This is a genomic window from Escherichia sp. E2586, assembly GCF_005781105.1.
In the GTDB taxonomy this organism is placed as follows: Bacteria; Pseudomonadota; Gammaproteobacteria; order Enterobacterales; family Enterobacteriaceae; genus Escherichia.
Genome location: NZ_VATN01000049.1, coordinates 1 through 23,044, shown reverse-complemented (window position 1 = coordinate 23,044; position 23,044 = coordinate 1). Strand labels below are relative to the sequence as shown.

The window sequence follows — 23,044 nt, the reverse complement described above, 5'->3', positions numbered from 1 at the left end:
TTCTGCAGCTTCTGCGTTAATGTGCACCCCCACGGCAGAATGATTCTGCCTCGTGCCCCCCCAACCAGCCCAGTTCTTCCTCCTGGGCTGGTTTTTTTATAATTAAACACCCACAATTTTCTTCGTCAGCGCGTAGTCGATTAATAACCAGGATTGTGATTTTTCTGATAAGAACACTGACTGCAAATAAATCAGGGGAAAATAATTATGCATGAACGCGTTGGGTGAAATATAAATCATAGTATAAACGAACGCTCAAACATTGCCGCACTCCTTTGACTCCTGACTAATAATCACCAGACCTTAGTATTAAACTATAATTATATTCCGCATCGAATTATCCTAATCAGGATTTACTTAATGTGGTGTATTATACTTACCACTAAGGATGTTAAATTTGTCAGATACCCCAAAAAGTAACCTTTTATTTTAAATGCTGACGAACAACGTCAACTAAGTAATCAGGAAAATACGCGAGGACCGCGCACTAATGGAAAGCTGTACTAATTCTACACCACCTGTATTTGTCATGGCCCTGTGTGAGTATTTCACATTTGGGATGAAGAATCTTTTCTCCAACAACCACATTAACCTGTCATTTATCCATCGAATTGAGCAGGTCACTATCGGCCTGGATGATACGCTGACCATTATGTTAGTGCTTGATATGTCAGGGACGGAATCGCTACGAATATTCAAAGAAGCCGTTGATTTTCTTATCCAGATTAACAGTCGTAAACGCGTTGGCGTGCTGGTCAGTCGTTATAACTCCTATCTGACACATTACATCTCGCGCAAGTTTGCAGGTAAGGTCACTTTTTTTAACTCCCATAACCTGCACTCCGGTCTTTTTCAGCGCAACTTCCAGACCTGGTTACGGGGTAAAACATTTCGCCCCATGCATACGATTAATCGCTACCGGGACGAACGTTATGGTTTTTCCCTGAAAGAATGGATTTGTCTGGTGCTTCCCCTTGCCGGAGAGTCAATAGCGGAAATGTCCCGATGCATGAAAATACCGGAACCGACGCTGTATCAGATCAGACGCGGCGCGCTAAAAAAATTAGGGCTGAGTTCCTACCGGCAATTCTGTGAACTGTATATCAGAGGGGAAATCCGCACGGAAAACGACAAAATTTTAAGGCAGAAATACTGACGCGTTTTTTGGGTTCACAACGGCTGCGAGGCAGGGCTATCTCATCGCGGCCATAATTTGCAGAAGATTGTCAAAAATGGTGGCCATCAGGTTTTCAAAAAGTGGGCCAAAGGAGTACATCATCAGCGATAGCGCCAGCAATCCAACGCTAAGTGAAATAGGGAAACCGATCACAAAAACAGAAAGTTGCGGCGTCAGACGGTTAATAATACCAAGTGTCAGGTTAATACAGAGCAGTAACGCCACAATAGGTAACGCCAGTATCAAACCGCTACTGAAAATAAGCCCCGCCAGTTTTACAAAAGCCAGATAAGCAGACGCATTGGGTAACGTAGCCACAACGGGCAAAATATCAAAGCTGCGGGCGATAATCTCCAGAAGGTAAAGATGTCCGTTGGCGATTAAAAAGATCAGCGTAGCCAGTAAATTCAGAAAGCGGGCGACCACAGGCATATTCTGTCCACCGGCCCGGTCATAGAAGGTGGCAAATGAAAGTCCCATCTGCAGGCCGATAAGTTCGCCAGCGTGGCGGACAGCCACAAAAATCAACTGAATGATCAACCCGGTGATAAGGCCAATAATGAGCTGCCCCGCTCCCGTCAGAAATCCCTCATACGAAACAATACGAATATTGCTGTCAGGCAATATGGGGGCTATCTGAAAGGCTATCAGTGCCGACAGTGCAATTTTGACCTTTTTGTTGATCGATTTGTCATTAAAGATCGGCGCTGACGTAAAAAGAGCCAGAATACGCAAAAACGGGAAGAAATACTGACCGATATGCAGGTAGAGATCAGCCAGAGACAGAGTGAGCATAACTAGCGAATCAGATAAGGCAGGCTGTTAAACAACCCGTGCATATAATCAAGCATAACGCTTAACATCCAGGGACCAAGAGCAATAATGACCACCACAATCAGAAGGATCTTGGGAATAAAAGACAATGTCATCTCGTTTATTTGCGTGGACGCCTGAAGAATGCTGATAACCAACCCGGCAACCAGAGACGCCAGCAATAACGGCGCGGCAATCATCAGACCGACTTTAATGGCCTGGAATCCCATCGCCATGACTTGTTCTTCTGTCATCTCTTTTCCTCGTCAGCTAAAAAAACTTTGAGCCAGTGAACCAATCAACAACTGCCAGCCGTCGACCAGAACAAACAGCATCAATTTAAAAGGTAATGAGATTGTCGCTGGCGGCACCATCATCATCCCCAGCGCCATCAAAACACTGGCGACCACAAGGTCGATAATCAAAAACGGTATAAAGATGGTAAAGCCAATCTGGAAACCTGTTTTCAGTTCACTGGTGACAAACGCCGGAACCAGCAGACTTAACGGTACATCTTCCGGTCCGGCGAAGTTTTGCTGATGAGCGATGCGGGTATACAACGCCAGATCATCCTGACGCGTTTGTTGCAACATAAATTCCCGCAGCGGCTGAATACCTTTATCGATGGCGACCTGAGCGGTGATTTTATCCTGACTTAAAGGCATCCATGCGTCGTCATAGATTTTATTAAACACGGGCGACATGACATAAAAAGTGAGGAACAGCGCCAGACCTAACAGCACCTGGTTTGGTGGTGTTGATGACGTTCCCAACGCGTTACGCAGCAATCCCAACACAATGATGATGCGTGTAAAACCGGTCATCATCAGCAAAATAGCGGGTAGAAAGGTCAGCGATGTCAGCAGGACCAGCGTCTGTACCGGTAAAGACCAGCCTTCCCCACCCGCCGGGCGAGTTAACAGAATGTCGCTATTGGCAGCGAATGCGCTATGTACAGGCAATCCGATGCCAAACACCATGACCAACAGGCCACAGATAATCGACATTACCCGCCATGATGGTTTTATTTTATTGTGACTTGCCATAACGCCCCCGCAGACTGTTTGCCAGCACTGTCTGAAAACAGTCAACCAGCGAGCTACGGGACTGCGGTTGATCAACAGCCGCAAAATTTTCTTCGACCGTTTTTTTGTCGATGGCGCTCAGACAGGAGATCTTTTCTGCCGTCACGCCAAGCAGTAACCATTGATTTCCCACTTCCACAAGAACCAGGCGTTCACGCGGCCCCAGAGACTGGCTGAATTTAATATTTAACAGCGCATTGCGGCCATTTTTTTTCCCTGAAATACCGCCAGAACGACGTAAATACCAGAGTAAAAGAAGTAACCCGAATATTATCAGGCAGAGGATACCGCCGGTATGCATCCATACCGACGACATGCTGGTTGTTGAAGCGGTGGGTAAAACTGTATGGGTACTATTGATCATTATCTGCTCAGGCGATAAATACGTTCAGATGGCGTAATAATATCGGTAATACGAATACCGAATTTATCCGACACCACAACCACTTCTCCCTGTGCAATAAGATAACCATTAATCAAAATATCCAGAGGTTCACCTGCCAGACCTTCCAGCGCAACCACAGACCCCTGGCTCAGTGCCAGAAGTTCCTTGATGGTCATACGGGTTCTGCCAAGTTCTACCGTCATTCTGACCGGAATATCCATAACCAGATTCAGGTCAGAGGCAATAGCTTTCGCCCCGTCCATCACGCCCGTCGTTCCTGCGGATTCGCGCTGTTCTTCCAGTGCGTCTGCCCAGGCCGTATCTGCGGGAGTAGAGGTAGTGCCCGCCTGTTCATTCTTGCTCATGCGAGCTCTCCTTAGAAAAAGGTGCTAATGCTGTATTAAAAAGTTCTTCTACCTGCAAGGCGTACTGATTGCTTGCACTGCCATATTTCCCGGACAGTACCCGTACGCCATCAACATAAGCTTCAGCGATTTCAGGTTTATCTAACGGCAAAACATCGTGTTGCTTCAGGCTCATAATTTGTGACAGTCGCATCTGGACGTCGGATAAATTCACCACCAGTTCCAGTTCCGTATTTCTGACCTGTGAAGCCAGCGTATTACGCCAGTTTTGATCTTCCTGCCAGGCGTTTTCCTGTGGTGGACTGGTAAGCAAAGAACGTATTGGCTCAATAACGTTGAAAGGGATGCAGATATCCATCTGGACGCACTCTGAACCCAGTTCGATATAAAACGGTGTAGTAATCACAATATCATTCGGTGACGACGTAATATTGGTGAATTTCACCTGCATTTCTGAGCGAATATATTCTGTTTTAAGACCATAAACCGTACTCCAGGCAAAGTCATAAGACTCCAGAGCAATTGACAATATACGCTGAATAATACGTTGTTCAGTGGGGGTAAACTCCCGCCCATCCGCTTTTGTTTTAAAACGTCCGTCACCGCCAAATAAATTTTCCACCAACATAAACACCATATTGGGAGAAAAGACGAACAGTGCCGTCCCGCGCAAAGGTGACAGATGAATCAAATTAAGATTGGTCATCACAGGCAAGTTACGCGCAAATTCATGATAAGGCTGTACCCGAATATTACCGATAGTGACGTCCAGACTGCGGTGCAACACGTTGAACGCTCCGACACGAAACTGGCGGGCAAAACGTTCATTAATGAATTCCAGCGTGCTGAGTCGTTCATGAACAACGCGTCGTTGCGTCACCGGATCGTAAGGACGGATACCATCCTCAGGAGCCATGGCAGATAGAGTGTTTTCAGATGCGCCGTTACCATCGCCATTCAGAAGACTATCCACCTCATCCTGTGACATAATATTGTCAGACATAGCGATTACCGTAAAATAAAGATGTTAAATAAAACATCGGTAACTTTAACCGTCTGTTTCCCGGATAGTGGACTTGCCAGTTCTTTTTCAACTTGATGAACCAGTTGCTGTTTACCTTCGCGTGTGCTCAACTCCTCCATCGTCTGCTGTGAAAATAGCATAACAAGGCGGCTACGAATTTCTGGCAGGAAACGTTTTAACAATTCCTGGGAGCGAGGATCTTTCAGACGCAGCGTCAATCCAACATACAGAACATGTTCTGTTCCATCGACACCAGGCTTCAGACTGACAGTAAACGTATCCAAAGGTGTATAAATAGGTATTTCAAACGTTTCCTCTATTTCTTCAATTTCCTGCTCTATTGCGCCTTTTTTAACATTGTTCTTTAAACTCTCCAGTTCTGTCCAGGTATAACCAAAACATGCGCTGGCAAAAACAAATGCCAGGACGGTCAGCGCTATGCGACCTTTGCTTTTTTTGCCACTCTGAGTGGTATCCAGATTCTTTTTTGACATCACAAAAATATACTCAGTAATTTGCACCCCGTTACACCCGGGACAGGTGCTGTATTCTATTACATAACCTGGTATTAATAATCCGGCAAAAAAATGTCGCTGCTGGCATTAAATTGATAGATAGATTTGACTTCAGACAACATTGTAAACGTTTGCCTGCATCCTTAATGAAAATGAATGTTGCAGAAATGATAAAAAAACACCACCTACGTGAGATTTATAACCAGTTGAATTTTAATATAATTAAAGATCAGGATCGATATCAACAGCCCGCAAAGAAGCAAGTTTAAACCCGGAAAAAATACCACCATAATAAAACAACAAAGCCCGGGAACCGGGCTTTCAGATAAATAACAAAATAAATTTATCAGACAAAAGTATTTATTCCGCCGGAACGACTGATCGTATGCAGAATTACGCCTGGTTCATCCGGTACGCTTTCCACACCATCATCGGATTGCATATCCTGTTCTGCTGTCTGATTTTGCGAACCGTTCTCCCACGAAGGTCTGGAGTCCGCAGCAACATTGGTTTGCCCAAGAGAGATCCCTGATTCTGCAAGGGAGTTTCGTAAATGAGGCATCGCCGTTTCAAGCGCAGCGCGAACCTGATGGTCGGCTGCGGCAAAATGAAGCTGCACCTGATCATTATTTATCCGCAGACTAATATGCAGACTACCAAGATCTTCCGGGTGCAATCTCAGCTCCGCATGATGAATCCCTTCACGAGTAAAGCAAGCCAACTGCTGACTCAAATTCTGCTGCCATTCCGTAGTCCCCACAGACGCTGTCAATACAGAGGGCTGCGCAGATGGGGATACCCCCACAGGCTCACGGATTTGAATGCTCATATCCCCAATGGTTGGGATATGAAAAGCATCCGCTGTATGACTTTCCTGATGTTGTACAGGCATCTGTTCCGTCGGTTGATTCGCCACCGCCGAATCCAGAGACGTTGCCAATTGTTCCGATGACTGAGGCAGTGTATGACCGGTATTGGTGGCCGACTCAAGATGCAAGGAATCGGGTTTTAATGGCAGCGATGAAGATGGATGAGCAACCGGTTTACCGACTTTCCCCGCAAACTCTGAATAGGCAACGGCTTTATTCAACGTTTGCGAATGGCTGGTATCGAAAGCATTATTTTGTACTTCATCCCCATTCTGTTCTGCTAAAAGTTCAGTTTCAGGCAAACTAACATCGGAACTCCCCTTTTCCGTTTGGGACGCCACATTTTCAGGCGACACCGACGTATTTTTCAGGGCGGTAACCAGTCCATTGCCTTCAAACATCGGTGACGCTGTCATTTCCTGGTTTATACCTGTTTCTGGTAATGGTGTACTTTGCGCCGGAAGCAGGTAAAACAGATTATCCATGACACCAGAGTGCTCCCCTTCAGGCGATCCTTTCCCTTTTTCTTCCTCGTTCGGTAACAGATTTACTGTCCCTTCCGACGGAAGATGAGGCTTCGGGATGGCGCCAGGAAGCAGTTTGCTGTCGAGTTCTGCGGCAAATGATGACGTGTCTGTGTCATTCTGCGTTACAGCGTGTCCATGCCCCAGATTGCCAATATTCATAGGTAAAGAAATTACCTGCATTTTATTTTCCCCTCTGGCTGGCGCGGCGGGCAAATTCATCCATCATTTTTTGTTCCTGTCGGTTTTCTTTCAATATACGCTGGGCTTCGGCCCGGCTTTTTAATGTTTCAAATGCGTTTAACCGCTGACGATCTTTTTGCCAGTCACTGAGCGAGGCATCGACAATCTGTTGGCTGTTGTTCACCTGGTTTACCTGCTGCAAAACGACCTTTTCCAGCGCACCAATAAAACTTTGCCATGACTGGAGCGTAGACACTGACATCCCCTTATCGGCAATGGTGTTTTGCAGTTGGCGACGATATTCAGATTCGTATGTCTGTAATTGTTGTAAACGTGAGACTTCATTCTCATGCGACTGGCGCGCACGCCCCAGTCGCACCGTGGTGTCATTGAGTTTCTTTTCGGCCAGATCCCGCAAAACATCCATTGGTGCTGACGTTGCCATGATTATTCACCTGCTTCAGGGCCTCTGTTATCCGGGAATAACGCATCGAGCTGGCGACATGAAACATCATATTCCTGGCGTTCATGGATGCCCTGTTGCAGATAGCGTTCCATTTCTGGATATAAGGTGATCGCCTGATCCAGTAAAGGATCGCTGCCTCTGGCATACGCCCCTACGCTGACCAAATCCCGGTTCCGCTGCCACGAGGACAGAAGTTGTTTAAAACGCTGTACCTTTTTAAATTGCGCTGGTTGCGTAATTTCCGTCATCACACGGCTGATAGAAGCTTCAATATCAATGGCCGGATAGTGGCCTGATTCCGCCAGTCGGCGTGACAGAACAATATGTCCGTCGAGAATGGCGCGAGCGGAGTCCGCAATCGGGTCCTGCTGATCGTCGCCTTCCGTCAATACGGTATAGAATGCAGTGATTGATCCACCGCCACGGATACCATTTCCGGCTCTCTCCACCAGGGCCGGTAAACGGGCGAAAACAGAAGGCGGATAGCCTTTGGTTGCTGGCGGTTCGCCAATGGCTAATGCTATCTCACGTTGCGCCATCGCATAACGCGTCAGCGAATCCATGATCAGCAACACATTTAATCCACGGTCACGGAAATCTTCCGCAATACGGGTTGCATATACCGCCCCCTGCATACGCAGTACCGGCGATACATCGGCAGGCGCAGCAATAACCACCGAACGCTGTAAGCCATCCTTTCCGAGGATATTTTCAATAAAATCTTTGACTTCACGGCCTCGTTCGCCGATGAGTCCCACAACCACCACATCAGCGGTGGTATAGCGCGCCATCATGCCTAACAGGACACTTTTCCCGACACCGGACCCCGCGAACAGCCCCATACGCTGGCCTCGTCCCACGGTCAGTAACCCATTGATCGCCCGAACGCCGACATCAAGCACATTGCGAATAGGATCGCGTTGTAACGGGTTAAACGGAGCGGTAAATAATGTTGCCCGATCACTATTACTGGGAGGAGGAAGGCCATCCAGTGGTCGCGCACTGGCATCCAGCACACGCCCCAATAATCCAGGCCCAACAGGAAGCTGCTTGCCTTGTGTTAACTTATCACCGCTATCCGGCGCCCAGACTCTGGCGCCAGGCAAGATGCCGTCCACATGTTCCAGCGGCATCAGATACAGCGTTTGTCCACTGAAACCAACAACCTCACTTTCTACACAACGAATACCATCCGGGCCGTCACGTTCAACAATGCACAGCGTTCCGATGGGTAATTTTAGTCCGGTGGCTTCCATCACCAGTCCAGTCGCGCGGATCAGCCTGCCGTACTGACGAAAAGCGGGTAACGTCGTCATCCGCGTTTCTTGCTGTTCCAGAGCACCCAGCCAGTTTTTGAGATGCGAAGTCATACACCGCCCCTGTTACGAGCCAATTGACACAACGACTGCCAGCGGGTTTCCAGCGAGGCATCCAGTTCCCCTTCTTCCGTACTGATCCGACAACCGCCGGGTAGAAGATGAGGATCGGCACACAATTCCCAGTCATAGGCTGAGAGTAACGTCTCAAGCTGCTGGCGTACCTCTTCTGGTTCTTCCGCACTGATGGTCAGGCGAAATTTACCTTTCAGTAAACTATCTTCGTTGAGTAGGGTACGGATGTGATTCATCAGACTGGTATGCATTTTATCCGTAACGCCCTGCCCGCCCAACAGAGTACGCACCGCCATCAGCGCCAGTTGCACCAGGCGGGCAGGAATGACGCTGTCCATGTTTTCAACCGAGATCTGGAAACTTTCCATCACGCGGGAAAACTGTGAATTTAACAGCGATTGTTGAGCATGTATTTCCGCTAATCCTTGCTTAATGCCTTCGGCTTTTCCCTGTTGCAATCCTTCTTCGTAGCCGCGGCGGCGGCCCTCTTCTTCGCCCTTTACCAGTCCCTGCGTAAACCCTTTTTGCCCTTCCTGTTGGCGAACACGAGCAAGCTCTGCCTGCCGGTCCGGGTCAGACATTGGGTCTGCATCTGCATGATTTTCAGACTCCAGGTTTGGCCATGAGGAACTGCCCTGCCCGAGCAGATCATCAGGCCGCCAGGGTTTCCAGGTTGTCTCAGACGTAGACATCCTCACCTCCGCCAATCACCATCTCTCCGACTTCCACCAGACGACGTACCACCAACAGAATGGATTTCTGTTCTGCTTCAACCTGGGTCATACGTACCGGACCACGGGAATTGAGATCATCACGCATAATTTCAGCCTGACGTTTGGACATGTTGCTGAAGAACTTCTCACGCAGCGCCTGATCAGCGCCTTTCAACGCAACCAGCAGAGACTCGCCATCGACTTCCTGCAGCAGGCGCTGGATGCTGCGGTCGTCCATATCCACCAGATTTTCGAACAGGAACATCTCGTCAATAATTTTTTGCGCCAGTTCAGGATCAAATTCACGGAATGCAGTAAGCGCCGCTTCTTCCTGCTGAGTTTTCATCAGGTTGAGAATTTCAGCCGCCGGACGAACACCACCCATATTGTTGCGCTTCAGTGACTGACCGTGGAGCAGATTGTTCAGTACATCCGTCAGTTCTTGCAGTGCCACCGGCTGGACGCCGTTAAAGGTGGCAATACGCAACATAATGTCGTTACGTTCGCGTTCTTCGAATTTCGCCAGTACGCTTGCTGCCTGAGCGCGTTTCAGATGCACCAGAATGGTCGCAATAATCTGCGGATGCTCTTCCCGAATCAGGTCATACACCATATACGGTTCCATCAGACCCAACGTATCGATACCGTTGTTTTCACTATGGGCATCCAGCAGATTATCCAACAAGGCTTCGGCCTGGGATTCACCCAGCGCTTTCACCAGAACATTGCGTAAATACTCATCCGCATTGATGCTGATGGACGCATACTCTTCTGAATCGCGTTTGAATTCACTCAGCACCTGAGCAATCTGCTCATGGGTATAAGAGTGAATACTGACAATAGCAGTGCTTATCTGTGCCACCTCCTGAGGACTGAGATGGCGGAAGACGTCGGCGGCGCGGTCATCGCCGAGCGTTAGCATAATAATGGCGCTTCGCATGGCAGCATTCATGATGGTTTCTGCTCCTTATTCATCCACTGGCGAATAACCAGTGCAATAATCTGCGGTGCCTCATCGGCCATTTCACGCAGTTGCTGAGTAGTAAGCTCGGTATCCATGCGCTGTTGAGCCTTGGCAAGTTCGCTGTGTTCTTTTTTCTGCCGCTGCGCCGTTGCTTCGGCCTGACGTGCTTCTTTTTCCATTTCGAGCCGCTGGAGCAGCATTTCCTGATGTTTCACCCAGAATGGCCATACGGCTTTACGCCACAGCATCCAGGCAACCAGAGCGACTAAAAGATAACGCAGTACGCTAAGAACTAACTGAATGACATCCTGCTGTTGCCACAGTGGAAGAGCGACATCTTTGTCTGACTGGCTAAATGGTGTGTTAACCACATTTACCGAATCCCCACGGGAAGCGGTATAGCCCATTGCCTCTTTAACCAGATCGTTGATTTGCTTCATCTGCGCTGGCGTCAGAGCCGCCGGTTCTCCGGCTTTTCCTGGCAGATAATTGATAACAACCGCGACCGACAAACGTTCCACATTACCCGTGTTGCGGGTGATATGTTTTAGCGTTCTGTCCAGCTCGTAATTGGTAATGTCGTCATGGTTCTGACTGTAAGGTTGTAGGTTTTGGCTTACCGTCTGAGGCGCCGGGCGTGTCGCGCTATCTTTGGCGCCGCGTGCTGGCGTTGAGGTGGTAATCGGTGCGGTGGCGGCCGTAGGCGGTAGATTACTTAACGCGCCAGGTACTCCTCCAACGCTGCTTTTCCCGCCCTGCTCATCATGAACAACGTGGCGGCTGCGGATAGACATCTTGTCTGGCGACGTGTTGGGGGCATATTCCTCAACAGTTTGCTCATTCTGGGTGAAATCCACTTGCGCCGTAACTTGCGTACGAACGTTGGCGCTGCCTACAACGGGTGTCAGAATTGCCTGAATACGGTTTTGATAGTCATCTTCAACTTCGCGGATATATTTAAGCTGTGTTGTCTGGGTATTGTGAGTGTCACTGCCGGAAAGCAAATGGCCAGACTGATCCACAATGGTGACATGAGCGGCATCAAGGCCAGAAACCGCGCTGGCTATCATGTAACTGATGGCGTTGACCTGGCCTTCATCCAGTGTTCTGCCATTTTGTAAAGTAAGAGTCACTGAAGCAGTAGGCGCTTTTTGTTCGCGGACAAACAGTGACGGTTTCGGTATTGCCAGATGAATACGGGCGCTCTGTACTGGACCTAACGTCTCAATAGTACGAGCCAGTTCACCTTCAAGCGCACGCTGGAAGTTAACCTGCTCGTTAAACTGGCTAATACCAAATTTTTCCTGGTCGAGCAGTTCAAACCCTACAGAGCCACCTTTCGGCAATCCCTGCTGTGCGAGTTTAAGACGGACCTCATAAACCTGGTCTTCCGGGATCATGATGGCGCCGTTATGGTCAGCAAAGCGATAAGGAACCTGCATCTGGCTAAGCTGAGTGACAATCGCTCCACCGTCCTGTTCGCTAATATTACTGTAGAGAACTCGATAAACTGGCCCTTGCATCCAGAATAGCAAGGCGACAACAATTGAAATTGCTGCCGCCGCTGTGATCATAAAAATAATTCTGGGATTTGCCCGAATTCGTTCCAGTAGTGCCTTAAAATCAAAGGGACTATTTTTTTTATTACCCTGGGTTGTGGCATTCATGCCATATTCCTGTAAAGTTAAATGGTACGACTTCAACGCAGGTGTCATATTGCAGATGCAGATGAACAAACTGGTGATGAGTATTATTCGCGACAATTTTTCATTTCAGAAAATTTGCCAGATAAGAATTATCGCCTGAAACAGCCCTAAACCTAATCTGCAATAAGAACAGGTTTATGCTGACTTTTCCCACAATGCTGCTGAACTTCCGCCATGATAAAGTACGCCTAAATTAAACAGAGCTGATAAGACATCAGTATCAACTATCTGTTGTTAAGTGTCAGTAAGGTGAAATAACAATATGTCCCTAAATACAATCAATGGGGTAGTAAATCAGATCCAGCGTCAGGCAGGCCAGGTTTCTGCAATGCAGAATCAGCTTGCTCTGACAGAATCAAATGACACAGAAAATAAAACGCAATTTTCTGATGTGTTATTTAACAGCCTCAATAATATCAGCCAGCTCCAGAATCAGGCCAAACAAGGCTCTGAAGACTATCTGGCAGGCGTGCCGGGAGTTGGCTTAAATGATGTTATGGTTTCGATGCAGAAGTCATCTGTAGCACTTAACCTTGGTGTTCAGGTACGCAATAAAATGGTTAGCGCGTATCAGGACATCATGAATATGGGTGTCTGATTGTCGATTTTTCGTTTTAGTCACTCCGTTAATCCTGATTGTTATTTTCTGTTTTCCCGTATCACCTGATCACCGCCTGGCTGTGTTTATGATCGGGTGATACGTATTGAAACCCCAATCATGTGTTGAAAATAACTCTCTATCCCCCGCTAAATGCGGAAACACTGAGAAATAAAATTCCGCAATATGGCTAATCACTCTGAATTCCCTGCGCAAACTCTGAACACTCTCACGGATAAAGATTTAGCACGTGTCAGCGAGCTAATTTACCGCCGTGCAGGTATTGTCCTGAATGGTCAAAAAAAAGATATGGTCTATAATCGTTTATCCCGCCGAATCACTCAGCTAGGGATAAACAGCTTCAGTGAGTATATGGCACTGCTTGAAAGCAGCTCTGATGCGCCGGAATGGCAGACATTTGTCAACTCGCTGACCACTAACCTGACCTCTTTTTTTCGTGAAGCGTACCATTTCCCTATTCTTGCAGAACATGCGCGGAGTCGGCGCGGTATGTATAACGTATGGTGCGCTGCCGCATCCACAGGCGAAGAACCACTGTCAATTGCGATGACGCTGGAAGAAACGCTGGGTCGTAGTATTACGGGGCCTCGCATACTGGCAACGGATATTGATACCGATGTTCTGCGTCATGCCAAAAAAGGAATTTATCAATTATCCGATTTGGCTAGTCTGAATGAAAAACAGAAAAAAAACTGGTTTCTGCGTGGAACAGGAAATCACGGTGATAAAGTAAAGGTAAAAAGGGAACTGTTGGCATCGATTCATTACCAACAGCTGAATCTCGTGGCCCCGCAGTGGGATATTCCTGCACCGTTTGATGCTATTTTCTGTCGCAATGTGATGATTTATTTTGACAGAAATACGCAGGATATTCTTATGCGCCGTTTTGCAGAAATACTGAAACCAGGTGGAATACTTTTTGCGGGTCATTCAGAACACTTTAATACTGCAAATAGTCATTTTCGCCTGCGCGGCCAATCTGTTTACTGCCTGGCAAAGGGGTAACAAATGAAAAAGATAAAAGTGTTGTGCGTGGACGATTCGGCGTTAATTCGCAATATCATGACGCGAATTGTTAATCAACAACCGGATATGGAAATGGTCGCCACGGCGCATGATCCCATCATGGCCCGTGATTTGATTAAACAACATAACCCGGATGTACTGACGCTGGACGTTGAAATGCCGCGCATGGATGGTCTGGATTTTCTTGAACGTTTAATGCGTCTGCGTCCAATGCCGGTATTAATGCTTTCTTCACTGACCAGTAAAGGCTCTGATATCACTATTGCAGCACTGGAACTGGGCGCCGTAGATTTTATTACTAAACCTCAGCAAGGACTTCAGGAAGGGATGGAAAAATACAGCGATATGATCGCTGACAAAATTCGTATCGCGGCAAGCGTGCGGAGTTTCCAGAAAAGAACAGTTCCTCCCGTTATTCGCGCCCCGCTTATTGGCAGTGAAAAAATTATTGCCATTGGCGCCTCTACCGGTGGTACGGAAGCATTAAGCCATGTCCTCTTGCCAATGCCGCCGACATGTCCGGGAATCGTCATCGCACAACATATGCCACCAGGATTTACCCGTTCTTTTGCCCAGCGTCTGGATAAATCCTGCCTGCTGTCCGTAAAGGAAGCAGAGCATGATGACCGCGTACTACCCGGTCATGCTTATATCGCGCCAGGCGGCAGACATATGGAGTTAATACGTAGCGGGGCTAACTACCATATCAAACTTAGCGATACGCCGCCTGTTAACCGCCATCGTCCGTCGGTAGATACGCTGTTTGAATCCGTTGCCCGAGTCGCAGGACGAAATGCCGTCGGTGTGATCCTGACGGGTATGGGTAACGATGGTGCGAAAGGTCTGCTGGCGATGCGTAACGCAGGCGCCCGAACCCTCGCCCAGAGCGAACGTTCATGTGTGGTATTCGGTATGCCCCGTGAAGCAGTGGCTTTAGAGGCGGTAACAGAAGTCGCCGACCTCGATGATATGAGCCAACAAATTCTCAATAACATAACCGGGCAGTCTCGCCGTATTTAACAGCCTATTTCGTACTTAGAAATTTTTCAGGATATACCATGACAGATAAGAATTTACGTTTCCTCGTTGTTGATGACTTTGCCACCATGCGTCGCATTGTCCGCAATCTCCTTAAAGATCTCGGCTTCAACAATGTTGACGAAGCGGAGGATGGTCATGACGCGCTGACGCGTCTGAAAAAAGAACCATTCGATTTTGTCATTAGTGACTGGAACATGCCGAACATGGACGGTTTGCAGCTGTTGAATGAAATTCGCCAGGATAGTGCGCTTAAAGCGCTGCCTGTGCTGATGGTTACCGCAGAAGCGAAGAAGGAAAACATTATTGCCGCAGCGCAGGCCGGTGCCAGCGGTTATGTGGTTAAGCCTTTTACCGCAGCCACTCTTGAAGAAAAGCTGAACAAAATCTTTGAGAAGCTCGGGGGATAATCATGACCGCGTCTGCGCAACTGCCACCAAAGAATCACGATCCAGACGTCTTTACCCGTATTGGTAATATCACACGGATGCTAAGGGATAGTCTGGTCAGTCTTGGCCTTGAGCGAACCATCATGGATGCGGCTGAAGCGATCCCTGATGCCCGCGAACGTCTGAATTATGTGGCAAAGAAAACATCGCAGGCTGCGGAGCGTGTGCTGAACAGTGTGGAAGAAACAAGACCGATGCAGGACGCTATCTCCAGCGGAGCTGAACAGTTAACACAACGCTGGGATGCCTGGTTTGATGCGCCTGTTGAACTGCCGGAAGCCCGTGAACTGGTAAAAGATACCCGGCATTATCTGAAACAGGCGACCAGTCTGGCCGGTAAAACCAATAATCAACTCATGGAAATCATGATGGCGCAGGACTTTCAGGATCTGACCGGTCAGGTTATCCAGCGCATGATGACCATTATTGAAGTTGTCGAAAAAGAGTTGATTCGGGTACTCGTAGATAACATTCCTGAAGAGACTGTACCGACGAAAGAAGTCGCTAATTCATTAATTAATGGTCCACAAATCGATCAGACCCAGGCAGGTGTAATGACATCCCAGGGCCAGGTTGATGACCTTCTCCAGAGTCTCGGCTTTTAATCTATGTAATGTCATTTTCCTCTGATAACCAGAACTAACGCGGTTAGCAGAGGAACCAGACCCAGGCAGGTGTATGTCAGAAGAAAGCGATCAGGAAAAAACAGAAGAGCCCACAGCTCACCGAAAAGAAGAAGCGCGGAAAAAAGGGCAGATTCCTCGTTCCAGAGAACTCACCTCCCTGCTGATTCTGTTAGCAGGCTGGTCGCTGATGACGGGTAGCGGAGAAAACCTTGCCCGCACGTTATTACAGTTATTGCATTCCGGGTTAACCCTCAACAGACATCAAATTGAGGACCCGTTAAGCATGATTCACCAGCTTTACGACATGCTGGTAATGATGATTCAGGCATTGATGCCCTTTCTGCTTGGGCTGTTTGTAGTGGGGATTGCCTCGCCATTACTGATTGGTGGGCTTCACCTGGGCGGTGGCCTGAAAGTAGATTTAAAACGCTTAAATCCACTTTCAGGAATGAAACGGATGGTTTCAGGGCAAATGGTCGCTGAATTATTAAAAGGATGTCTGAAAGTTACTTTAGTAGGAACAGGCTGTACTTTGTATCTTACTAATAATAAAGAGCATTTCATCCAGTTAGTGAGTGCTCCACTGCCTGAAGCGATTGGCCGCGCGATGGACCTGATTCTGCACTGCCTGATGATGGTACTGCTGTGCATTATCCCGATGGTTGGCTATGACATTTTTAACCAGATCTTCAGCAACCTGAAAAAGCTGCGTATGACCCGCCAGGAAATACGCGATGAATTTAAGCAGCAGGAAGGCGATCCGCACATCAAGAACAGAATCAAGCAGATGCAGCGCGCTATCGCCAGAAGCCGCATGATGTCCGATGTGCCTGAGGCGGATGTGATTGTCAACAACCCAACGCACTACTCCGTCGCCCTGTCCTACAAAGAAAACAGTATGAGCGCACCAATCGTGCTGGCCAAAGGCGCAGGGGAAGTCGCGCTGCGCATCAGAGAGCTGGGGAAAGAACATAAGATCCCGATGCTGGAAGCGCCACCGCTGGCGCGTGCGCTTTACCGACACAGCGAGATTGGCAGACCGATCCCAACAGAACTTTATAGCGCGGTGGCAGAAGTGCTCGCGTGGGTCTACAGCCTGCGTCGCTGGCGCCACACCGGCGAAACCAAACCCGTACCACCCCGGAACCTTCCTGTACCGGAAAAACTGGATTTTAACCACGAGATGAATACCGATGTCTGATATCGCCACTAAATTACGTTTACCACAGTTGAAAGATACCCAGTGGCGAATACTGGCCGGCCCGGTGCTGATCATGATGATCCTCGCCATGATGGTCCTGCCGCTCCCGGCGTTTCTTCTGGACACCCTGTTTACGTTCAATATCGTCCTTTCATTGATGATCCTGCTCGTATCCATGTTCACCAAAAACACGCTGGAGTTCTCGGCATTCCCGACGGTCCTCCTGTTTGCCACCCTGCTTCGACTGGCGCTGAACATTGCTTCGACGCGTATCATCCTGATGGAAGGCCACACCGGCGCTGCAGCGGCGGGTCGCGTCGTGGAGGCGTTTGGTCATTTTCTGGTAGGCGGTAACTTTGCTATCGGCATCGTGGTGTTCGCGATTCTGATCATCATTAACTTTATGGTTATCACCAAAGGTGCCGGACGTATTGCCGAAGTGGGCGCTCGCTTCGTTCTCGACGGGATGCCAGGTAAGCAGATGGCCATTGACGCCGACCTTAACGCCGGTCTGATCGGTGAAGCCGAAGCCAAGCGCCGTCGTAACGAAGTGACCCAGGAATCCGACTTTTACGGCTCAATGGATGGTGCCAGTAAATTCGTGCGCGGCGATGCCATCGCGGGCCTGATGATTATGGCCATTAACATCATCGGCGGCCTCGCTATCGGTGTTCTGCAACACGGCATGGCGATCGGACAAGCCGGTGAAACGTATACCCTGTTAACCATTGGCGACGGTCTGGTTTCCCAGATCCCTGCCCTGATAATCTCCACCGCTGCCGGTGTTATTGTGACGCGCGTAGCGACCGAACAGGATGTCGGGGAGCAAATGGTGGGTCAGTTGTTCCACAATCCTCAGGTAATGCTGCTGGCGGCTGGCGTAATCGGTCTGCTTGGGTTGATCCCTGGTATGCCTAATCTGGTATTTCTGCTCTTTACCGCTGCACTGCTGGGGTTAGCCTGGTGGTTACGCGGTCGCCAGGAGAATAATCAGTCGGCCAGCAAAGAAGATAAAACGCGTGACGAAATCCACGCTGAAGCCGCTCACGCTACAGCCGAAGCCTCCTGGGCAGACGTACAGATTGAAGACGTACTGGGGCTGGAAGTGGGCTACCGTTTAATTCCGCTGGTTGATAGCGATCAAAACGGTCAGCTACTGACGCGTATCCGTGGCCTGCGTAAAAACTTTGCGCATGAAATGGGTTTTCTCCCGCCGTCTGTACACATCTGTGACAATCTGAGCCTTGAACCAGGCAGTTATCGTATCCTGCTGAAAGGCGTGGAAATTGGTCATGGCACGATTCACCCTGAACGCTGGATGGCAATTAACCCAGGCTGCGCCGAAGGTGATCTGGACGGAACACCGTGTAAAGACCCGGCATTTGGTTTCCCGGCATGGTGGATTGATGAAGTACAGCGTGAGCAGGCCCAGGTACAGGGCTATACCGTAGTAGACCCGGCCTCCGTCGTAGCAACGCACCTGAATCATCTGATTACCCAGCACACTGGCGAACTGTTTGGCCGCAATGAAGCCCAACTGCTGCTCGATCGCCTTGAAAAAGATATGCCGCGCCTGGTAGATGGTTTAATTCCTGGCGTGATCTCTTTAACGCTGTTCCATAAAGTGCTGCAAAATCTCCTGGTGGAACAAGTTTCTATCCGTGATATGCGCACAATTATCGATACGATGGCTGAATTTGCGCCAACAATCACCGACCCTGATGATTTAACCGCTCAAATCCGTAGCCGCCTCGGTCGGGCAATTACCCAACATTGGTTCCGTAATAATAAAGATATCGACGTGATTGGCCTCGACAGCAACCTTGAGAAGATTCTCCTGCAGGCAATCCAGAACAACAGCATCATTGAACCGGGTATTGCAGACAGCCTGATCCGCCAGACAGAACAGGCTATCCTTGAGCAAAACTCGCGTAATATTCCGCCGGTACTGCTTGTCGCGCCACCGCTCAGAACCATGCTTTCCCGTTTTCTGCGCCGGATTTACCCACAGCTGGTAGTGTTGTCTACGCAGGAGATTGCACATGACCGAATGTTACATATGTCGACCTGCATCGGCGGACAAAAATAATGAAAGCCATTAATACAGCATTTCTGCTGCTGGCGCTCCATTCGTCATTATGCCTGGCTTCCGCAGGAAGCTGGAGCCAGCAGAGCAGCGGTGGCACGCTGACTACAGGCGAAGAATTACTGGTTGGGCGTGTTCTTCACGCCCCCACCGTCGTACCACGTAACGCGCCCGTGAAATATATTACGTGGAAAATAAATCTTCTTACTCCACCGCCACAGGGACTGGAAATCAATTTATGCAGTACGACCTGGTGTCAGCCCCTGCCCGCTCTCGCCGGCCATTTAACACCAGTTCGTCATTTATCGGCAGGCGGCGTTTTTCACTTTATTTATAACGTGCGCTATAAAGGGCAGTTAATACCCTCCATGACGGTGGTGAGAAATCAATTAACAATAGGCTACGGCTCACAATCGTGAGGACTGGCTTTAACATGGCAAGTACCCACCGTCCAGTGCGTCGATGGGTATGAGAAGTCGAATTATTCTCTTAGCGGAAAATCACTATTAAGCGCAGAGATTAACTCTTTCAGAAAATCACATTGGCTACAGTTGCGGTTTGTTTTCGATGCTGCGTAATAGACCGCATCTGACGCCGCAAATTCATAACCGGCTAACGTGCGTTTTTCTGCCATTAACTGTACAGCGTGACAGGGTGTCTGATATCCACTGTTTTTTGTATGGGCATCTGATACTGTGGCGTTAACGTCTATGACGAATCTGTATCCTTTGCCGTAAACAGTTTCAATAAAGATATTTTCTTTATTCTGCCCAAGTGCATTACGAATACGGTAAATGCTTCGCGTCAGCGACTCGTCGCTAACCGCAGAAGACCAGACATCATTAATAATTTTATGTTTACTGACCACGCGTTTTGCATTCGCTAATAAAACCTTAAGCACGCCAGCTTCTTTAGGCGGCAGATAAACTTCTTCCGCTCCGCAACATAAAAAACCGTCGTTTGTAAAAGAGAAATCACCAAACTGGAAAGTAGTATAACGTTCCTGTGTATTAATCATATTCACCATAGCTCCCTTATGTGAATCACTGTGGCGAGAGATATCCCCACCGTTAGCTCTGTTCTGCGCTTTCACAACCGGGCTAAAATAGTGAACAGTAGTTCTTCGTGTGCCGGTTAGTGAATGCTGTTACACCTCACTTGCATCACTGAACTTTATGACAGGATTATCCAATTTTGATGTGATATTATTTTAAATTGCGAATTTAAGATGCAACTTGTTGTTTTAAAATGATTATTTATTTTTCGCGTAGCAACATATTACAGTTTAAGAAGTGAATTATGGATTCAAGAGATACGGTAGACGGCATTCTGCTTTCGCTACAGCATATGACATTAATGATAACGACTGAAATACGTGAGAGGGAAAAGAAGGGTCTGCAACACGATTCGGTTTAGTATTAACCGGAATGTTGATTTCATACTGACAGATTTTATTGAAAGAAGTGACCGCATGTGCGGTCACTAAAAAATAGAATAATAAATATTAACGGCATAAAACATCAGTTGGCGAAGGCACACTACTTGTTTGTTTCAATGGGGAGTCTGCGTATACCCCTTGTATTATATGAACCCAGCTATAGCGCCCAGTACCACCATATCGATAAGCACCGTCGAGCGTATTTGGCAAATAGGAAATCCCTGCCCAAAGCGCCCCTTCATGCAGTCCATCATAATCCCAATTAAACAGATCATTTCTTGCCAGCCCGTCGTTAGAACCTAACGCTTTTGCTTCCGCCGAATTTATACAAACATTTTCAATACCAGCATATGGTGATACGATTACATTAGAAAATTTAACATAGCTCATAAAACGAAATGATTGAGACATTTGTACAATGCCCGTCATAGTATCAGTAAATTTCATTGAGCCTTCCATACCGACACCTGGTTTATCAGTAATCTGAATTTCCGTATTTGTTGCATCTAATACGATTTTTTGTTCGCCGGCAGGGGTCACACCTTCAACTTTCCAACGATGACTATCCAGTTTTTTCCCATTTGCGCTTGCGAAACCCACGGTACTGTTAATCGGTAAATAAGCACCATGTGCAATAAGCCCAGACCAGTCTCTGGCTTTATTGCTTATTTTATCGTACAGCTCGACTATCGGTGTAACCTTGACTTTTATCCTGGGTAAGACCTCAACATTATTAACGGTTATCACAGATTCAGCCTCTTTATCCTCCGCAGCATCAACGACTTTATCCGGGTGCACAATAACGGTCGTTTGACCGCTACTATCCGTGGTCCCTGAGGTTGTTTTTGCAGAATATCCCGGCTTAATATCAACAATCGCATTACTGACAGGTTCGCCGAGGCTATTGATCAACGTCACGCTGCATTTAATATCGGTATCGGCCAGCCCAACACAATCTGGCAATGATGACTTTGTACTGCTGATTACGCTGTAGGTATCAACAGAACCTGAGGCAATCGCATCCCCCTCAAAGGGAATGGTATTATTACTGTCTGTTCGCGCTGTGACTTGCGCGCGTAGTACATGACCTTTATTTGTTGAAGAGGGTGTGTATTGGGTCGTGGTCTGTCCTGGAATATCCTCCCACTGCCCTGGGGACGTTTCCACCTGCCACTGATACGTCGTCCCTGATGGAGAAGTATCTTCAGTATCACCATCAGGATCGCTGAATTTAGGTTCCAGCGTTAATGTATCCCCTAGGGTAAGTTCAGGGGCAGCCACGGGTTTATGCCCAGTTATCACCAGTGTTTGATCTTTTGCCGTTGTCGCATAAACGGGTATTGAGGTCGTCAGAACTGTCCCGGCAAGCGTCGACAACACAAATAATTGCCGTGTATTAATATTCATTCGATACTCTTTTCATTGCACTACAGAAGAAGCTAGTGGCTCTGTTATTGCCCGGGATTCAGACTGAGAGAAAGATTGAACCAAGCTACAATAGAACTTTAGATAGCGCTGCTGCAACGTAGAAAAGGTATATGACATCTTTTGTAGCATAACAGTTTCAGATTATCCCGCGGGGCTCTTGATACTTTACCAGGCCTGATCAGGCACAAAATAAGTTACTACATTGTACAACAAGTGAGAATAAAGTTAATGCTGTGATATGAGTACATAAAGAAAGGCTAATCACGGTTTAGAGATTATCAGCAACAGTTCATGTATTCACATTACCAGGCATAAGAACAGCTCTTCAGTAATGACAGGAGTAATAGAATCCGGAGAGTGCAGAAAGTGAAAAGAAAATAATTTTAACAACCAGGACATTTATTAACGCAATAAAATTTCTACTGATAAAACAAGTTTTTATAAAATGGATATATCAGCTTTCTTGGTTTAAATACCAGAAATAACCATTGAATACAATACTATGCAGATATCAATTTCAGACATAAAAGCTAAAAATGTACCACATGAAGCATTATCGCAATTATGTCTGTTCCATCGCCAGAAAGCGTATGATATGACAAATTCAGACATTTTGACTAACAAAAGGTGGAGTAACTCTATTTCATAACAGGATTTTTAAAATGAATATCTATGTCTGAAATTTCACCTATGTTTATTAAAATGTGCTTATCATCGTTACTCCTGATAGTCACTCTGGTCTGGACTCTCGTTTCGGCTCCGGCATGAAACGAGACGATTTGCTGAATCTCTTTCATCATATTCTCTAGTGCTTCATAATCGTTCATAGCATCACCTCACAGATTACTTATATTGTTTAATAAATTATCGGCAAAAAGAAGATTTGGATAAGTCGGAAGGTCGAGGCATACCTAACCGTGTAGACGTGTATCTGATCTCCTCCCTGAAAACAG

The 23,044-nt window shown here is 47.6% G+C and carries 25 protein-coding genes; 9 read left to right on the top strand and 16 right to left on the bottom strand.

All coding sequences use genetic code 11. The features are described 5' to 3' along the window. Window positions 1–490: 490 nt before the first annotated feature. Window positions 491–1,156 (top strand): hypothetical protein, encoded by a 666-nt coding sequence (locus tag FEK50_RS23875; RefSeq protein WP_130209639.1) that lies wholly within the window; start codon window positions 491–493, stop codon window positions 1,154–1,156. Between the two features lie 36 nt (window positions 1,157–1,192). Here FEK50_RS23875 and fliR read toward each other — a convergent pair whose 3' ends face one another. The 13 genes from fliR to fliF form a co-directional block, all read right to left on the bottom strand. After that, window positions 1,193–1,972 carry a flagellar biosynthetic protein FliR gene (gene fliR, locus FEK50_RS23870; protein ID WP_130209637.1) on the bottom strand — a complete coding sequence of 260 codons (780 nt, stop codon included), beginning with the start codon at window positions 1,970–1,972 and terminating at the stop codon, window positions 1,193–1,195. 2 nt (window positions 1,973–1,974) lie between these two features. Next, entirely contained in the window at window positions 1,975–2,244 is a 270-nt protein-coding gene (fliQ, locus tag FEK50_RS23865; RefSeq protein ID WP_130209635.1) for a flagellar biosynthesis protein FliQ, read from the bottom strand. A gap of 12 nt (window positions 2,245–2,256) precedes the next feature. Beyond that, window positions 2,257–2,970 (bottom strand): flagellar type III secretion system pore protein FliP, encoded by a 714-nt coding sequence (fliP, locus tag FEK50_RS23860; protein ID WP_130209659.1) that lies wholly within the window; start codon window positions 2,968–2,970, stop codon window positions 2,257–2,259. A gap of 49 nt (window positions 2,971–3,019) precedes the next feature. Further along, on the bottom strand, window positions 3,020–3,439 hold the full coding sequence (gene fliO, locus FEK50_RS23855) for a flagellar biosynthetic protein FliO (protein ID WP_130209633.1): 420 nt from the start codon (window positions 3,437–3,439) through the stop codon (window positions 3,020–3,022). Beyond that, window positions 3,439–3,825, bottom strand: coding sequence for a flagellar motor switch protein FliN (gene fliN / locus FEK50_RS23850; RefSeq protein ID WP_130209631.1), 387 nt, complete (start codon window positions 3,823–3,825; stop codon window positions 3,439–3,441). The genes fliO and fliN overlap by 1 nt, the downstream gene beginning before the upstream one ends. Beyond that, window positions 3,812–4,828, bottom strand: a complete 1,017-nt coding sequence (gene fliM, locus FEK50_RS23845) for a flagellar motor switch protein FliM (protein ID WP_130238200.1) — start codon at window positions 4,826–4,828, stop codon at window positions 3,812–3,814. Before fliM ends, fliN begins: the two co-directional genes overlap by 14 nt. Window positions 4,829–4,833: 5 nt before the next feature. Continuing rightward, window positions 4,834–5,370, bottom strand: coding sequence for a flagellar basal body-associated protein FliL (fliL, locus tag FEK50_RS23840; RefSeq protein WP_240780281.1), 537 nt, complete (start codon window positions 5,368–5,370; stop codon window positions 4,834–4,836). A gap of 340 nt (window positions 5,371–5,710) precedes the next feature. Continuing rightward, the gene (locus FEK50_RS23835) at window positions 5,711–6,940 is read right to left on the bottom strand and encodes a flagellar hook-length control protein FliK (protein ID WP_165382797.1); all 1,230 of its coding nucleotides are present in this window, start codon (window positions 6,938–6,940) and stop codon (window positions 5,711–5,713) included. Between the two features lies 1 nt (window position 6,941). Beyond that, window positions 6,942–7,385 (bottom strand): flagellar export protein FliJ, encoded by a 444-nt coding sequence (fliJ, locus tag FEK50_RS23830; RefSeq protein WP_130209625.1) that lies wholly within the window; start codon window positions 7,383–7,385, stop codon window positions 6,942–6,944. A gap of 2 nt (window positions 7,386–7,387) precedes the next feature. Then, the gene (gene fliI / locus FEK50_RS23825) at window positions 7,388–8,776 is read right to left on the bottom strand and encodes a flagellar protein export ATPase FliI (RefSeq protein ID WP_130209623.1); all 1,389 of its coding nucleotides are present in this window, start codon (window positions 8,774–8,776) and stop codon (window positions 7,388–7,390) included. Further along, the gene (locus FEK50_RS23820; protein WP_130238202.1) at window positions 8,773–9,489 is read right to left on the bottom strand and encodes a flagellar assembly protein FliH; all 717 of its coding nucleotides are present in this window, start codon (window positions 9,487–9,489) and stop codon (window positions 8,773–8,775) included. Before FEK50_RS23820 ends, fliI begins: the two co-directional genes overlap by 4 nt. Further along, on the bottom strand, window positions 9,476–10,462 hold the full coding sequence (gene fliG, locus FEK50_RS23815; protein WP_130209619.1) for a flagellar motor switch protein FliG: 987 nt from the start codon (window positions 10,460–10,462) through the stop codon (window positions 9,476–9,478). The genes FEK50_RS23820 and fliG overlap by 14 nt, the downstream gene beginning before the upstream one ends. Then, window positions 10,459–12,141 (bottom strand): flagellar basal-body MS-ring/collar protein FliF, encoded by a 1,683-nt coding sequence (gene fliF, locus FEK50_RS23810; RefSeq protein ID WP_130209617.1) that lies wholly within the window; start codon window positions 12,139–12,141, stop codon window positions 10,459–10,461. The genes fliG and fliF overlap by 4 nt, the downstream gene beginning before the upstream one ends. A 301-nt stretch (window positions 12,142–12,442) precedes the next feature. Between fliF and fliE the strand changes: the two genes are divergently transcribed. From fliE to FEK50_RS23770, 8 genes are all read left to right on the top strand, one after another. Next, on the top strand, window positions 12,443–12,778 hold the full coding sequence (gene fliE / locus FEK50_RS23805; protein ID WP_130209615.1) for a flagellar hook-basal body complex protein FliE: 336 nt from the start codon (window positions 12,443–12,445) through the stop codon (window positions 12,776–12,778). Window positions 12,779–12,964: 186 nt separating this feature from the next. Beyond that, window positions 12,965–13,804 carry a CheR family methyltransferase gene (locus FEK50_RS23800; protein ID WP_130238203.1) on the top strand — a complete coding sequence of 280 codons (840 nt, stop codon included), beginning with the start codon at window positions 12,965–12,967 and terminating at the stop codon, window positions 13,802–13,804. A gap of 3 nt (window positions 13,805–13,807) precedes the next feature. Further along, window positions 13,808–14,845, top strand: a complete 1,038-nt coding sequence (locus FEK50_RS23795; RefSeq protein ID WP_130209611.1) for a chemotaxis response regulator protein-glutamate methylesterase — start codon at window positions 13,808–13,810, stop codon at window positions 14,843–14,845. 38 nt (window positions 14,846–14,883) lie between these two features. Beyond that, on the top strand, window positions 14,884–15,273 hold the full coding sequence (gene cheY / locus FEK50_RS23790; RefSeq protein WP_130209609.1) for a chemotaxis response regulator CheY: 390 nt from the start codon (window positions 14,884–14,886) through the stop codon (window positions 15,271–15,273). A 2-nt stretch (window positions 15,274–15,275) separates the two neighbouring features. Then, the gene (gene cheZ / locus FEK50_RS23785; RefSeq protein ID WP_130209607.1) at window positions 15,276–15,917 is read left to right on the top strand and encodes a protein phosphatase CheZ; all 642 of its coding nucleotides are present in this window, start codon (window positions 15,276–15,278) and stop codon (window positions 15,915–15,917) included. 73 nt (window positions 15,918–15,990) lie between these two features. Then, window positions 15,991–17,139, top strand: a complete 1,149-nt coding sequence (gene flhB / locus FEK50_RS23780) for a flagellar biosynthesis protein FlhB (protein WP_130209605.1) — start codon at window positions 15,991–15,993, stop codon at window positions 17,137–17,139. After that, window positions 17,132–19,228: a flagellar biosynthesis protein FlhA gene (gene flhA / locus FEK50_RS23775; RefSeq protein ID WP_130209603.1), complete on the top strand. Its 2,097-nt coding sequence runs from the start codon at window positions 17,132–17,134 to the stop codon at window positions 19,226–19,228. Before flhB ends, flhA begins: the two co-directional genes overlap by 8 nt. Then, entirely contained in the window at window positions 19,228–19,644 is a 417-nt protein-coding gene (locus FEK50_RS23770) for a flagellar protein FlhE (protein ID WP_130209601.1), read from the top strand. The genes flhA and FEK50_RS23770 overlap by 1 nt, the downstream gene beginning before the upstream one ends. A gap of 62 nt (window positions 19,645–19,706) precedes the next feature. On the opposite strand, the gene FEK50_RS23765 is transcribed toward FEK50_RS23770, so the two are convergent. The 3 genes from FEK50_RS23765 to FEK50_RS23755 all read right to left on the bottom strand — a co-directional run bounded on the left by FEK50_RS23765 (window position 19,707) and on the right by FEK50_RS23755 (window position 22,918). Continuing rightward, window positions 19,707–20,243, bottom strand: a complete 537-nt coding sequence (locus FEK50_RS23765) for a winged helix-turn-helix domain-containing protein (RefSeq protein WP_165382798.1) — start codon at window positions 20,241–20,243, stop codon at window positions 19,707–19,709. 486 nt (window positions 20,244–20,729) lie between these two features. After that, window positions 20,730–22,070 (bottom strand): hypothetical protein, encoded by a 1,341-nt coding sequence (locus FEK50_RS23760; protein WP_130238204.1) that lies wholly within the window; start codon window positions 22,068–22,070, stop codon window positions 20,730–20,732. A 659-nt stretch (window positions 22,071–22,729) separates the two neighbouring features. Further along, window positions 22,730–22,918 (bottom strand): hypothetical protein, encoded by a 189-nt coding sequence (locus FEK50_RS23755; protein WP_130209595.1) that lies wholly within the window; start codon window positions 22,916–22,918, stop codon window positions 22,730–22,732. Window positions 22,919–23,044 lie beyond the last annotated feature (126 nt).

Excerpts from the sequence above, each read along its gene's own strand:
- FEK50_RS23875 (WP_130209639.1), top strand. The coding sequence starts at position 491 with ATGGAAAGCTGTACTAATTCTACACCACCTGTATTTGTCATGGCCCTG.
- fliR (WP_130209637.1), bottom strand. The coding sequence starts at position 1,972 with ATGCTCACTCTGTCTCTGGCTGATCTCTACCTGCATATCGGTCAGTAT.
- fliQ (WP_130209635.1), bottom strand. The coding sequence starts at position 2,244 with ATGACAGAAGAACAAGTCATGGCGATGGGATTCCAGGCCATTAAAGTC.
- fliP (WP_130209659.1), bottom strand. The coding sequence starts at position 2,970 with ATGGTGTTTGGCATCGGATTGCCTGTACATAGCGCATTCGCTGCCAAT.
- fliO (WP_130209633.1), bottom strand. The coding sequence starts at position 3,439 with ATGATCAATAGTACCCATACAGTTTTACCCACCGCTTCAACAACCAGC.
- fliN (WP_130209631.1), bottom strand. The coding sequence starts at position 3,825 with ATGAGCAAGAATGAACAGGCGGGCACTACCTCTACTCCCGCAGATACG.
- fliM (WP_130238200.1), bottom strand. The coding sequence starts at position 4,828 with ATGTCTGACAATATTATGTCACAGGATGAGGTGGATAGTCTTCTGAAT.
- FEK50_RS23835 (WP_165382797.1), bottom strand. The coding sequence starts at position 6,940 with ATGCAGGTAATTTCTTTACCTATGAATATTGGCAATCTGGGGCATGGA.
- fliJ (WP_130209625.1), bottom strand. The coding sequence starts at position 7,385 with ATGGCAACGTCAGCACCAATGGATGTTTTGCGGGATCTGGCCGAAAAG.
- fliI (WP_130209623.1), bottom strand. The coding sequence starts at position 8,776 with ATGACTTCGCATCTCAAAAACTGGCTGGGTGCTCTGGAACAGCAAGAA.
- FEK50_RS23820 (WP_130238202.1), bottom strand. The coding sequence starts at position 9,489 with ATGTCTACGTCTGAGACAACCTGGAAACCCTGGCGGCCTGATGATCTG.
- fliG (WP_130209619.1), bottom strand. The coding sequence starts at position 10,462 with ATGAATGCTGCCATGCGAAGCGCCATTATTATGCTAACGCTCGGCGAT.
- fliF (WP_130209617.1), bottom strand. The coding sequence starts at position 12,141 with ATGAATGCCACAACCCAGGGTAATAAAAAAAATAGTCCCTTTGATTTT.
- fliE (WP_130209615.1), top strand. The coding sequence starts at position 12,443 with ATGTCCCTAAATACAATCAATGGGGTAGTAAATCAGATCCAGCGTCAG.
- FEK50_RS23800 (WP_130238203.1), top strand. The coding sequence starts at position 12,965 with ATGGCTAATCACTCTGAATTCCCTGCGCAAACTCTGAACACTCTCACG.
- FEK50_RS23795 (WP_130209611.1), top strand. The coding sequence starts at position 13,808 with ATGAAAAAGATAAAAGTGTTGTGCGTGGACGATTCGGCGTTAATTCGC.
- cheY (WP_130209609.1), top strand. The coding sequence starts at position 14,884 with ATGACAGATAAGAATTTACGTTTCCTCGTTGTTGATGACTTTGCCACC.
- cheZ (WP_130209607.1), top strand. The coding sequence starts at position 15,276 with ATGACCGCGTCTGCGCAACTGCCACCAAAGAATCACGATCCAGACGTC.
- flhB (WP_130209605.1), top strand. The coding sequence starts at position 15,991 with ATGTCAGAAGAAAGCGATCAGGAAAAAACAGAAGAGCCCACAGCTCAC.
- flhA (WP_130209603.1), top strand. The coding sequence starts at position 17,132 with ATGTCTGATATCGCCACTAAATTACGTTTACCACAGTTGAAAGATACC.
- FEK50_RS23770 (WP_130209601.1), top strand. The coding sequence starts at position 19,228 with ATGAAAGCCATTAATACAGCATTTCTGCTGCTGGCGCTCCATTCGTCA.
- FEK50_RS23765 (WP_165382798.1), bottom strand. The coding sequence starts at position 20,243 with ATGATTAATACACAGGAACGTTATACTACTTTCCAGTTTGGTGATTTC.
- FEK50_RS23760 (WP_130238204.1), bottom strand. The coding sequence starts at position 22,070 with ATGAATATTAATACACGGCAATTATTTGTGTTGTCGACGCTTGCCGGG.
- FEK50_RS23755 (WP_130209595.1), bottom strand. The coding sequence starts at position 22,918 with ATGAACGATTATGAAGCACTAGAGAATATGATGAAAGAGATTCAGCAA.